The organism is Nocardioides sp. P5_C9_2 (genome assembly GCF_054049555.1).
Genome location: NZ_JBFUMD010000085.1, coordinates 1 through 13,146, shown reverse-complemented (window position 1 = coordinate 13,146; position 13,146 = coordinate 1). Strand labels below are relative to the sequence as shown.

The window sequence follows — 13,146 nt, the reverse complement described above, 5'->3', positions numbered from 1 at the left end:
TCCTTGGAGACCTCCGTGCCCGTGATGCCCATGGCGACCCCGATGTCGGCGGCCTTGAGCGCGGGAGCATCGTTGACACCGTCGCCCGTCATCGCGACCACGTTGCCCGACCGCTTGAGCAGCTGTACCAGCCGGATCTTGTCCTCGGGCGCCACCCGGGCGACGACGCCGATGTCGTCGAGCTGGCCGAGCAGCTCGTCGTCGCTCATCGACGAGAACTCGGTCCCGGTGAGCGCGCGGCCCTCGATGCCGAGCTCTCCGGCGATCGCGGCGGCCGTGACTGCGTGGTCACCGGTGATCATCCGCACCCGGATCCCGGCGGAGTGGCACTCCGCGATCGCGGCCTTCGCCTCCGGGCGCGGCGGGTCGACGATGCCCACCATCGCGAGCAGGGTGAGGTCGGTGACCAGGGCGATCAGGCCGCCGCCCCCTCCGGATCGGGCCTGGTCGAACGTGGCGTGGTCGAAGTCCCGCTGGGCCACCACCATGACCCGCTCACCGGAGTTGGCCATCCGGTCGTTCGCCTCGATCGCCAGGTGCCGGTTCTCGTCGGTGACGGGCACGAGGGCGCCGTCCGGGGAGCGGTAGCTCCCGCCGCGCGAGATCAGCACGTCCGGGGCACCCTTGACGTAGCAGCGCACGACCGGCCGACCGTCGGCACCGGTCATCTCGTGGAAGGTGGCCATGAACTTGTACTCGGAGTCGAAGGGCACCTCGTCCACCCGCGGGAAGTCCCGCTTCGTGGCATCGAGGTCGAGCCCGCCCTTCGCGCCGAGCACGATGAGGGCGCCTTCGGTGGGGTCGCCGATCAGGCCCTCCCCGTCCAGGACGGCGTCCGCGCACAGGACCATCGGCAGCAGGTAGGGGTCCAGATCGATCCGGGCGCCGCCGACGTGCTTGATCTCGCCTTCCGTGCCGTAGCCCTCGCCCGAGACCGTGTAGTTGTTGTGACCGGGGATCGCCATCTCGCGTGCGGTCATCTTGTTCAGGGTCAGGGTGCCGGTCTTGTCCGAGCAGATCGCCGAGGTCGACCCCAGCGTCTCCACGGCCGGCAGCCGCTTCACGATCGCGTTGCGCCGGGCTATCTCGCGCGTCCCCATGGACAGCAGGGCGGTGACCACGGCCGGCAGGCCGGTCGGGATCGCCGCGACGGCCAGGGCGACACCGGTGATGAACAGCGTGTCGAACGACTCGCCCCTCACGAGTCCGAGCACGACCACGAACACCAGGGCCACGCCCGCGATGAGCGCGATGATCTTCGAGAGTCCGTCGAGCTGCTTCTGCAACGGGGTCTTGTCGGTCTCGGTGTTGGCGAGCAGGTCCGCGATGTGCCCGATCTCCGTGTTCATGCCGGTGGCGGTCACCAGGATCTCGCCACGCCCGCGGGTGACCGAGGTGTTCATGTAGGCGATGCACGTCCGGTCCCCCAGCGGCACGTCCTCCCCAGGCACGGGGTCGGTGGACTTGCCGACCGGCAGGCTCTCGCCGGTCAGGGCGGCCTCCTCGATCTCCAGGGTGGCCGCCAGCGTGATCCGCCCGTCGGCCGGCACCCGGTTGCCGGCCTCGACCAGCACCACGTCGCCCGGCACCAGCTGCTCCGCGTCGATCTCGATCGCCTGGCCGCCGCGGCGCACTCGCGCGACCGTCTTCATCATCTTCGACAGCGCCGCGACGCTCTCCTCGGCCTTGGCCTCCTGCCGCAGACCGATCACCGCGTTGAACAGGGTCAGCCCGGCCAGCACCAGCGAGGTGCCGACGTCGCCGGTCACCACGAGGTTCACCGCGGCGGCCACCAGGAGCACGATCTGCATGAAGTCCTGGTACTGCCGGAGGAAGGCCTTGAAACCCGACTCCTTCTTCCCGCCGGTCAACTTGTTCGCACCCTGCGACTCCAGCCGCCGCTGCGCCTCGTCGACGCTCAACCCCTGCCCCGGGTCCACGTCGAGACCCGCGGCCACCTCCGCGGCATCCATTCCTGCCGGGGAAGCCGGACGTGCTGCCAACTGCGACATCGGCGCCTCCTCGCGCTCGCTGGACCCACCCAGATTCCTCAACCTCACGCGGACCTGGCTCATCCGCAGCGGGTGAAACGGGAGACGGGGCCCTCTGCGTACCGTCGCGCACATGACTCGCAGCGACGTTGACCTGACCGGAGCGGAGCTCCTGGACCGGCTGTCCCACCCGAGCGTCGAGGACGTGGCTGCGGTCGACGCGTGGTGGCGGGCGAACAACTACCTCACCGTCGGCCAGATCTACCTGATGGCCAACCCGCTCCTGCGGGAGCCCCTGCACTCCGACCACATCAAGCCCCGGTTGCTCGGTCACTGGGGCACCAGCCCGGGTCTGTCGTTCATCTACGCCCATGCGTCGCGACTGATCCGCGAGACCGGGCAGGAGATGGTGTACCTGGCCGGGCCCGGGCACGGTGGTCCGGCGCTCGTGGCCGCCGGATACCTGGAGGGCACCTACTCCGAGGTCTACCCCACCGTCAGCCAGGACGCCGACGGGTTGGCCCGCCTGTTCCGTCAGTTCTCGGCTCCCGGAGGCATCCCGAGCCACGTCTCGGTGACGACCCCCGGCTCGATCCACGAGGGGGGCGAGCTGGGCTACGTCCTGGTGCACGCCTTCGGCGCGGTGATGGACAACCCGGACCTGATCGCCCTGGCGGTCGTCGGCGACGGCGAGGCCGAGACCGGCCCGTTGGAGGGCTCCTGGAAGGGCGTGTCGTTCCTCAACCCGGCGCGCGACGGAGCGGTGCTCCCGATCCTGCACCTGAACGGCGCCAAGATCGCCGGCCCGACCGTGCTCGGCCGCAAGGACCCCGCCGAGGTGCGCTCGCTCCTCGAGGGCCACGGCTACGAGGTCATCGAGGTCGAGGGCGAGGACGTGCCCGGGATGCACCTCCGGTTCTCGGAGGCGCTCACCCGGGCCTGGTCCGGGATCCGAGCGATCCAGTCCGCCGCACGCGGCGGGGACTGGGACGGTGTCCGTCCGCGGTGGCCGATGATCGTGCTGCGCACCCCCAAGGGCTGGACGGGTCCGGACGTCGTCGACGGTGTCCAGGTGCGCGGGACCTGGCGGTCGCACCAGGTGCCGCTGTCCGGGGTCAAGGGCGACCCGGCGCACCTGCAGGTGCTCGACGACTGGTTGCGCTCCTACCGGCCCGAGGACCTCTTCGACGAGGACGGGGCACCCTCGGCGCTGGTCCGCCGGGCCAACCCGGACGGCGCGCTGCGGATGAGCGCCACGCCTCACGCGAACGGCGGTCTGGTCACCCGCGACCTGGACCTGCCGGACTTCCGGGACTACGCCGTCGACGTGCCCCACCCCGCCGCGCTGCGCAGCGAGTCGACCCGCGCCCTGGGCGCGATGATGCGCGACATCTATGCGGCCAACCCCGACCGGTTCCGGCTGTTCTGCCCCGACGAGACCAACAGCAACCGCCTCGGGGCCGTCTTCGAGGTCTCCGACCGGGCGTTCGCCGAGCGGGTCACGCCGGAGGACGTGGCGCTGTCCCGCGACGGCCGGGTCATGGAGGTGCTCTCCGAGCACAACTGCCACGGCTGGCTCGAGGGCTACACCCTCACCGGCCGGCACGGCTGGTTCGCCACCTACGAGGCCTTCGCGATGGTGAGCGCCTCCCAGACGATCCAGCACAGCAAGTGGCTCCAGGAGGCCGACGCGCTCCCCTGGCGGGCCAAGGTGCCGAGCCTCAACGTGCTGCTCACCTCGACCGCCTGGCGCAACGACCACAACGGGTTCAGCCACCAGGGGCCGGGGCTGATCCAGAACGTGATCACCACCCGCGGCAACATCGGCCGCGTCTACCTGCCGCCCGACGCCAACTGCCTGCTCTCGGTGGCCGACCACTGCTTCCGCTCCCGGTCCTACGTCAACCTCGTCGTCATCGACAAGCAGCCCCAGCTCCAGTGGCTGACGATCGACGAGGCGGTCGAGCACTGTGCCCGGGGCGCGGGCGTGTGGGACTGGGCGGGCAACGACGACGGCAGCTCCGACCCCGACATCGTGCTGGCCTGCGCCGGCGACGTGGTGACGATGGAGACGGTGGCGGCCGCAGCGATCCTGCGCGAGCACCTGCCGCTCTTCCGGACACGCGTGGTGAACGTGGTCGACCTGATGGCGCTGCCGCGCCCCAAGGACCATCCGCACGGCATGGACGAGACGCTCTTCGACGAGCTGTTCACCGACCACGTCGACGTGGTCTTCGCGTTCCACGGCTACCCGGGCGCCATCCATCAGCTCGTCCACGGCCGACCGGACGCGGACCGCTTCCGCGTGCGCGGGTTCATCGAGGAGGGCACCACCACCACGCCGTTCGACATGGTGGTGCGCAACCGCGCCTCGCGCTACCACCTGGTGATGGACGCGCTCAACAACGCCCGCCGCACCCCACCCGGAGCCAGCGACCTCATGGCCTGGTGCGAGGCCAGGCTGGCCGAGCACGCGACCTACATCGTCGAGCACCTGCAGGACCTGCCCGACGTCCGCGACTGGGTGCTCGGGGACTGGGCCGAAGAGGGGTGACGCCTGGCGCCCCTCACGAGACGTCGAACGCGTCGACGTCGAGCGCCTCGGTGGTCAGCCCCTTCGACGTCCCGTCGTAGTACGTCGACCAGGCGGCGCCGGTGCGCAGGACCACGTCCTCGTCCTGGACCGAGCCCAGTCCGGTCACGCTGGTGGCGGCCGGGCTGAAGGACAGGTAGAACTGCGTGGCGCTCACCCGGACGTAGCCATCCACGTTGGCCGCGCCGGACAGGCCGTTGAGCGAGGCGTCCCAGGCACGGGCGTAGCCGGTCCCGTTCCAGCTGTAGATGTCGGCGTCGTCCGCGGTGCCGGCGACCCCGGGCACCGTGGTGCTGCCGAGCGTGGAGAAGTAGAGGATGCCGTTCTGGATGCTGATCGCGTCGAGGTCCAGGTTGCTGGCCCCCAGCCCGTGGAACGTGCCGTCGAACCACAGCGACCAGGTGCCGTTGTCGTAGCGGACGACGTCCTCGTCGTCGACGGTGCCGAGACCCGGGACCGCTGTGGTCGACCCGGCGAACGAGAGGTAGAAGTGGGTGGCGTCGACCCGGTCGTAGCCGTCCACGTTCGCGGTGGCCGGCAGCCCGGCCACGGTGGCGTCCCACTCGCGGGTGAAGGCGGACCCCGTCCACCGGTGGACGTCGGCGTCGTCGGGGGTGCCGAGCACGCCGGGCACCTTCGTGCTGCCCAGGGTGGAGAAGAACAGCTGGGCCGGGGCGGTCGTCACGTCGACCTGCACCGATCGACCCTGGCTCCAGGTGCCGGCCTCGTCGCGGGCACGCACCACCAGGGTGCGCGGACCGGGCGCCCAGCCGGTGACGTCGACGGTCGCGGCGGCGGTGTAGGGACCGGACCCGGTCACCGTCATCGGTGACCCGTTCCCCACGCCGGGATCGGCACCGGCGAACCACTCCGCGCGTGCCAGGCCGGACCCGGACTCGGCCACCTGGGCGGCCAGGCTCACGGAGGTGGCGCCCTGGGTGGGCGACGGACCGGCCGTGGGTGCGGAGAGCACGGGGGCCACGCGGTCCAGCACGAAGCCTGCGCTGACGGCCGGGCCCCAGTTGCCGGCCGCGTCCTGCGCGCGCACCCACACGGTGTGCGGCCCGTCGGCCAGGGTCGCCAGCAGCGAGGACGGCAGCTCTGCCGTGAGCGACACACTGACGGCGGGGACCGTGTCGATGGGCGTCCCGGCGCCCTCCGGCCCTGCCGCGTCCAGGAAGTACTCCGCCCGCACCACGTCCGAGCCGCCGGTGGCGGCGTCGTCGGCAACCGCGCCGACCGTCACGGGCGACGACGCGGCACTGACCCGGGGCGACACGAGCAGACCGCCGGTGCTCGGGCCGGTGGAGTCGGGCGGGTCCTGCGCCCAGGCGCGGGCCGCGGCGACGTCGAGTCGACCGTGCCCGTAGACGTCGTCGGGTCCCGGGACCCCGAGGTCGACGGCGGTCCCGGTCAGGGCCGACCACTGCTGGTCCGGGGTCAGCCCCGGTGCTCCGGCCAGGAGCAGGGCGAGTGCCCCCGCGGCATGGGGAGCGGCGATCGAGGTGCCCGAGACCGTCTGCTGCAGACCGAACCGGTCGTCGGTCACCACCCCCACCCCCGGCGCGACCAGGTCCGGGAAGCTCCGGGTCCGCCCACCGCAGGCGGACGGACCCCGGCTGCTGGCCGACCAGACGGGCCCGGTGCCGTCCACCGCACCGACGGACAGCGACTCGGGGTAGTTGGCCGGGCTGACGCTCGACCCGGTGCCCGGGCCGAAGTTGCCCGCCGCGAACACCGGCAGGATCCCTGCGGCCCGGAGGAGCTGGACGTCCGGTTGGAAGGTGAGGTCGCAACCGGGACCGGCACCGAGCGACCAGGAGCCGTTGACCACCTGCGGCGCATCCGCGGTGGTGGCGTCGTGGTCCGGGTCCAGCACCCACTGGAAGGCCTGGTGGACGGCCGTCGTGGTCGACGCTCCGCGGTCGTTGAAGATCCGGGCCGCGATCCACGTGGCGCCCGGGGCGATCCCGATGGAGGTGCCGCCGCTGTCGCCCCCCAGGATCACGCCGAGCGTCGCGGTCCCGTGGCCCGACAGGTCGGTCGGGACGGTGGGGTGCTCGCCGTACGGGTCGTACCAGCTGTCGGCACCTCCCCGCCACCGGTCGGCCAGGTCCGGGTGCGTCCCGTCGACGCCGCTGTCGAGCGTCGCGACCACCACCCCCTCGCCGGTGTCGCCCGACTGCCAGACGGCGGGCGCCTGCACCGTCGCGACATTCGACTCTGCAGGGGCCGCTGCCGCCACGAGGTGCACGTCGTCGCTCACGACCCGGGCCACCTCCGGCCGGGCCGCCACCTCGGCGATGACGCCCTCGGTGGCGGTGAGCGAGATCGCGTTGACGATCCACAGGGGGGTCACGTCGCTCACCAGCCCCTCGCTGGCACGGGTGCGCAGGAGTCGACGTAGCGACACCTGGTCACCGTCGGCCAGGACGTGCAGGGCGCGCACCAACCGCCGCAACCGGATCGCCCGGGTCCCGCCGGTGACGGAGCCGGGGTCGACCTGTTCGCCGAGCATGACMACCACGGTCCGCATGTCGCCGGTCGGTCCGCCCGACGCGGCCGCGGCCGGGCCCTGCGGGGCGACGGGCGCGGCACCCAGGGCCAGCAGGACGGTGAGCACTCCCACGACCAGGCGTCCCCCGACGGTCACCGCAGGCTCTCTTCCAGCGGTCGTGCCGCCGTCACGCGACCCGCCACCGGTCGCCGACGGCGGCGGCGGCGGAGCCACAGGAGCGTGCCGGCCAACCCGGCCAGCAAGGTCCAGCTGAGGTACGTGGAGATCCGGCGCACCGGGGTGTCCAGGCCGTCCGCGGGCGAGGTGACCACCCAGTCCGAGGTCATCCGGGCCTCGGGCAGTCCTGCGCGCCGCACGCCGACGGTGGCCCGCCAGCCGCCCGGCGTCAGCTGCGCCGTCGACGCCTCGTACCTGCCGTCCTCGACCACCCTGAGCCGGACGGGCTGGACGGCTCCCTCCGGTCCGGCAAGGCGCACCTCCACCCAGTCCACGGGGGCGGGCGCCGGCTGGACGACCGATCGCATCCGCAGGATCATCCGGGTCTCCCCCGGTCCTGCCGGGACCGCCTCGAAGGTCATGAAGAGTCCGTCCACGGTCGCGACGTCCGGCGTGGCGGGTGTCGTCGCGGCCGTGATCTCGCGCGCGGTCGGCACCGACGTGAGGACCGCCGCCGCGAGCACGGCCAGCAGCAGCACCGCGGCCTCTGCCGCCAGGGGCGTGGCCAGGGTGTCGGGGCCTGAGCGGTCGAGGCGCAGCCCGGTGGACCGCCCCAGTCGCGCGGCGACCCCGGGGTGCACGATGAAGGTGTTCACGGCGGCGAGCGCGAGGGCCAGCAGCACGAGGAGCACCTTCACCGCCACGGCCCCTCCGTAGACCGTGCTGCGCACGTTGGCGAGGTGGGGCACGTGCTGTCCCGCCTGGTAGAGCCCGGTGGCCAGCAGCACGACCGAGGCGACGGCCGCGCGCGGGCTGTAGGCCCGCCACACGTCCAGGCGGGCCCCGCGCCACGAGGGAGCACGCCGCAGCGCCGGCACGATCGTGAGCACCAGGACGACCAGTCCGCCGACCCACACGCCGGAGGCCAGCACGTGCCCGGCGCCCATCACCGCGGTCAGCCCGGACCCGGTCGGCAGCCCGGCCGCATGGCCTCCCCAGGACTGCAGCAGCACCGCCACGGCCAGCGCCCCCACCGCCACGCGCGGGTCCGTCGCCGAGGCACCGTGGGTCCGCCGCCAGCGGGCCATCGCGATCACCGCGACCACCAGCGCCACCTCGCGCAGGAGCCAGGACTGCCCCCACGCGGTACGCGTCAGGGTCAGCCAGGTCTGGACCATCCAGGAGGACAGGGAGGCCGTGGAGTCCTCGGTGCGCAGGAACGGGGTGACGAGCCCGGCGTACACGGCCRCCCAGGCGGCCAGCAGCCCGCCCCAGCGCACGCTGTCCCGCAGGCGGTCCGCACCCGGACCCGCGGCACCGAGCACCCGGCCGCCGACGGACAGCGCACCCACGGCCAGCAGCAGCACGCCGAGGTCGAACCACCGGAGCACCACCAGCGCGACCGCGGGCGCCTCCTGGTCCGCGGCTGCGACGACATCGGGACGCATCCCGGACCCGAAGACGAGGGCGCCCGAGGACGCGTGCCCGTCGGACAGGGAGAGGGCGTGCCAGTCCAGGACGTACTGCCCCCGCTCCAGCGGCGCCGTCGTGACCTGCACCTCCTCGCCACCCTCGCTGAAGGCCACGGTGCTGGGCACCTCCAGCCCGGCCGAGGTCCGGAGCTGGAAGGTGCTCGCCGCGTCGCCGACCGGCTCGTCGAACCACAGGGTGAGCGAGGTTGTGCCCTCGGAGACCATGCCCCCGGACGGCGGGTCCGACCGCACCGTCTCGGAGTGCGCCGAGGCGGGGGCGAGGGCCAGGACGACGAACGCCGCCGCGACGGCCGCAGCCGCCCCGAGTCGCCGCAACGCTCCCCCGCCCATGGCCTAGCCCTGGACTTCGAGGTGCTCGACCCGGGAGTCGTCCATCACCAGGGTGACCAGCGACCCCCGGTGCAGGGTGTCGTGCGAGTTCGCCATCAGGAAGAAGTAGGTCCCGCCCAGTCGCAGCTCGCCGCCGTGCTTGTGCGGGGGTGCCGACATCCGGAGGGTCGCGCCGCTGGCCTCGTCCACCAGGGTCGGTGCGAGCGCGGGGTCGTGCAGGATCCGGGTGGCCTTGTCGGGGTCCACGACCTGGTAGCGGAACTCCACCAGCCCGTTGGCCGCGGTCACGGCCACGAGGTCGACCTCGATGCCGTGCCGGGCGGCCAGCTCCTGGGTGGTCAGCAGGTCGGTCCCGTCCCGTACGTCGTCGGCACGCGCGGTCCACCACGAGAGTCCCAGCACGACGGCGACGACCGCCACCGCCACGACGACCCAGCGACGACGGCGGCGTCGGGGTGCCGCGGGTTCCCGGGGTGGCGCCAGGGCCAGGACGTCGGTCGTCACGGTGTGCTCCTCTTCAGTCTGTCGGTCGATGCGGTGGGTGCGGTCGGTGCGGTCGGTCACGGGAGGTCGAAGGCGTCGACGTCGAGGTTGGCCGAGGTCCCCAGWSCGTGCGCGGTGCCGTCGAGGTAGGTCGCCCAGACGGTGCCGCCGCGGTGCACGACGTCCTCGTCCTGCACCGTGCCCAGTCCGGGGACCGCCGTGGTGTCGGGGGCGAACGAGAGGTACTGGTGGTCCTCGTCCTGGACCGCCCCCACTCCGGGGAGCACGGTGTCGGCGGCGAAGGACAGGTAGAAGTGCGTCGCGTCCACCCGGTCGTAGCCGTCGACGTTGGCGGCGGCCGGCACCCCGATCGTGCTCAGGTCGACGGCCCGGCTGTGCGCCGTCCCGGACCACCCGTAGATGTCCGCGTCGTCCGCCGTCCCGGYCACCSCGGKCGGGTTGGTGTTGCCGASGGTGGAGAAGAACACCGGGCCGCGCACCGTCAATGGCACGTTGGTCAGGGCACTCCAGTTGCCGGCGCGGTCGCGCACCCTGATCCGCAGGGTGACGCTGCTCTCCGAGAGGTTGCTCACGTCGAGCGTGCCGGTCATCGTGTACGGGCCGGCGCCGGTGCTCGTCACGTTGGTGACGGCCGTCGCCTTCCCGGCGCCCGGGTCGGTGGTGCCGATGAACCACTCCGCGGCCGCGGGTGCGGTCCACGCGTCGGTCACCGCCGCGGACAGGGTGACCTGCGCCCTGCCCTGGGTCGGGTTGGGGGTGAGGGTGAGGCCGCTGGCGACGGGCGCCGTCCTGTCCACGAGCAGGATCGTGCTCGCGGTGGCTCCCCAGTTGCCGGCCGCGTCCCTGGCGTGGACGTGGATGGTGTGGTTGCCGTTGCTCAACGTCTTGACGGTGGCGAGCGGGATGTCCGCGTACCCACCCTCGTTGAGGTCGTTGTAGAGACCGTCGCTGGCGATCAACGGGATCCCGGAGCCGGGTGACCCCGCGGTGTCGATGAAGGCCTCCGCGCGGTCGATCGTGCTGCCGGCGTCCACCATGGTGGTCGCCGAGATCCGGACCGCCGGGACGCTGGCGCTGAGCGGCACGACGCCGTTGGTGGGGTTCGGCGCCGCGGAGACTCCGGACGTGGCCGGGCCGGTCCTGTCGATCCGCAGCTCCACCGGGACGGCGGTACCCCAGTTGCCCTGCGCGTCCCGCGCCTCGATCCACACGACGTGGACGCCCTCGGCGCGGCCGGTGAGGGCGGTCGTGGGGATGGTCGCGGTGAGGCTGGCCACCGGAGCGGCCTGCTCGACCGCCATGACCGCGCCGGTCCCCCGGTCGGCCGGCTGCGGCTCCACGTCGATGAAGTACTCCCCGGCCGTGACGTTGGTGTTGCCGGAGGCGGAGTCGTCCCCGGTGGCCGAGACGACCACCGCGGTGCTGCCGTTGGTCACCCGGGGGGTCACCAGGGGCCCCACGATCGAGGGGCCGCCGGTGTCCGCGCCCGTCACCAGGACCGAGCTCAGGGGGCCCCAGTGGCCGACGGAGTCCCGGGAGCGGACGTAGACGACGTGCTGGCCCGAGCCGACGCCGGGCACACCGGTCGCGGTCACGTCGGTCGAGGGCGAGCCGAACGGCGCGGTCAGGGGGGTGCCGGTCCCCTCGGCGCCGACGACGTCGACGAAGTACTCGGCTGCCGTCACGGCGCTGTTGCCGTGCTCGCCGTCGTCGGYGGTCGCCGTGAGGGTCGTGCCGTCGAAGGCGACCTTGGTCGAGACCGGGCCGGTGGTGTCGTCGGTGGTTCCGTCGGCGGGCACTCGGATCGAGGTGTACATGCCGCCGGGTCCCCCCACGTTGCTGTTGTGCAGCAGGAGGCTGGCGTCGTACACCGAGAGGCTGCGGGCGGCCTGAGCGGCGCCCGGGGCCACCACGAGGGCGTCCGCGGTCTGGCCCGGACCGATCGTGTCGGCGGTGTAGTGCCGCGCGTCGGAGAGCGGGTTGCCGTCCAGCGCGATGAAGGTCTGACCGGCGCCCAGCACTCCCATCGAGTGGTAGCGGATCCCGGCGTTGACGTAGCGCAGCAGCACCGTGCGGCCGCCGGTGGTGGCGATCGGGGTGGTGTCCGGGTGCGCCCGGCCGTTGATCAGGGTGTAGCGCGGGCTGAAGCCGCGCATGTCGAACCCTGCCGGGGTGGCGTTGGTGTTGAGGGCGGGGTCGATCTCGCTCATCACCAGCACGGCCTCGTCGTCGTACGCCGTCGAGGCGTCGGCGTAGGCGCGGCCGGCGGTGGTCGGGTGCACGACGAGCGCGCCGTGCAGGCCGAGGGCCGTCTGGTACTGCGTGCCGCCGGCCAGGCCCGCCTCGTAGAGGTAGGTGCCCGGCCGTCCCGCAACGAACGAGTACAGCCGCTGGCCGCCGCCGGGGACACCCGAGAGGTCGGGGGGGACCGGCTGGCCCTGGACGTGCAGCGCACTGGTGGTGCCGAGCTCGTTGTGCACCGTGATCTCCACCGTGTCACCCTCGGCGACCTCGATGACCGGGCCGCCGGGGGCGGTCACGCTCGTGCCGGCCGCGTTGCAGTGTGCCGGGGTGGGTGTCGCCGGCGGGCGCGTGCAGTAGCCCCAGACGGGCACCACCTGACCGCCGGGCAGGGTCGTCGAACCCTTGACGGCGTACAGGTCGATCGACACCGTGGCCGCGGACGCCGGGGAGGCGACCCCTGCCAGCGTCCCCGCCACCGCCAGGCCGACGGCGCCCAGCACCACGGCAGCTGATCGTCGGATCCTCGTGGAGTGCGTCATCTCTGACATCGCCCTTCAGCCGCAGTTGTTGGGTTCGGGCGGATCGATCCGCATGTACGTGATGGGCCCGGTCATGTTGGCTCCCCAGGAGGTGATCTGGAACAGCGCGTGGTTGTGCGAGATGACGTAGAACTCCCCGCACTGGTTGAGCGTCGGCGTACCGGTCGGCAGGGTCTCCTTGGACCCGAGGTAGGGACTGCCGCTGTAGAAGGTGCCGATCACGGAGTTGGCGAGACTGGGCACCGTCACCGGCACCGGGTTGCCCACCGGGTCGTAGCCCTCGGCGTCGTACCACTTGAAGAGCACGTCCCAGGTCTGGCCGGGACCGATGTTGATCGAGAACTTCTCCATCGACAGGTCCTCCCCGGCGGCGCCCTCGAGGGGGTTGCCGTCGCGACCGATCACCAGGCCGTTGTTGCCGTGCGGGTGGAACGGGTAGTCCTCGGTCCCGACGTTGAGGTAGCGCGCCAGGCCGGGGAGCGGATGGCTGGAGTTGTCGAACTCGTGGATCTGCGCGAGGGCGCCGTACGGCTGGGAGGGCAACCAGCTGGCCCCGTTGTCGGCGATGCTGTCGGGGAAGCCACGACCGTTGATGAGCCAGTAGCGCGGGTGGTAGTTGTTCATGTTGAACGCCTTGCCCTGCTCGACCTTCTGGTGCTGGTAGGGGTCGATCTCGGAGAGCATCACCATGAACTCCTCCGCCGCCGTGAACTTGCTGTCGTCGCGGTCGTAGGCGTGGTCGGCCCCCATCTGCGGGCGCACGATGAGCGCGCCGAAG

The 13,146-nt window shown here is 72.4% G+C and carries 6 protein-coding genes and 1 pseudogene; 1 reads left to right on the top strand and 6 read right to left on the bottom strand.

Annotation, left to right across the window (positions count from 1 at the left end; genetic code table 11):
• Window positions 1–2,012 (bottom strand): cation-translocating P-type ATPase (locus ACXJKL_RS06485; RefSeq protein ID WP_457206239.1); only part of this gene is annotated, 2,012 nt, incomplete at its 3' end.
• 112 nt (window positions 2,013–2,124) lie between these two features.
• Here ACXJKL_RS06485 and ACXJKL_RS06480 point away from each other — a divergent pair.
• Window positions 2,125–4,545 carry a phosphoketolase family protein gene (locus ACXJKL_RS06480; RefSeq protein ID WP_457206238.1) on the top strand — a complete coding sequence of 807 codons (2,421 nt, stop codon included), beginning with the start codon at window positions 2,125–2,127 and terminating at the stop codon, window positions 4,543–4,545.
• A 13-nt stretch (window positions 4,546–4,558) separates the two neighbouring features.
• On the opposite strand, the gene ACXJKL_RS06475 is transcribed toward ACXJKL_RS06480, so the two are convergent.
• From ACXJKL_RS06475 to ACXJKL_RS06455, 5 genes and pseudogenes are all read right to left on the bottom strand, one after another.
• Window positions 4,559–7,237, bottom strand: coding sequence for a S8 family serine peptidase (locus ACXJKL_RS06475; RefSeq protein WP_457206237.1), 2,679 nt, complete (start codon window positions 7,235–7,237; stop codon window positions 4,559–4,561).
• On the bottom strand, window positions 7,234–9,081 hold the full coding sequence (locus ACXJKL_RS06470) for a copper resistance CopC family protein (protein WP_457206236.1): 1,848 nt from the start codon (window positions 9,079–9,081) through the stop codon (window positions 7,234–7,236). The genes ACXJKL_RS06475 and ACXJKL_RS06470 overlap by 4 nt, the downstream gene beginning before the upstream one ends.
• Before the next feature lie 3 nt (window positions 9,082–9,084).
• Window positions 9,085–9,585, bottom strand: coding sequence for a hypothetical protein (locus ACXJKL_RS06465; RefSeq protein WP_457206235.1), 501 nt, complete (start codon window positions 9,583–9,585; stop codon window positions 9,085–9,087).
• Window positions 9,586–9,641: 56 nt separating this feature from the next.
• Window positions 9,642–12,368 carry a multicopper oxidase domain-containing protein gene (locus tag ACXJKL_RS06460; RefSeq protein ID WP_457206234.1) on the bottom strand — a complete coding sequence of 909 codons (2,727 nt, stop codon included), beginning with the start codon at window positions 12,366–12,368 and terminating at the stop codon, window positions 9,642–9,644.
• A 15-nt stretch (window positions 12,369–12,383) separates the two neighbouring features.
• Window positions 12,384–13,146 (bottom strand): annotated as a pseudogene (locus ACXJKL_RS06455) (hypothetical protein); the annotation flags it as partial.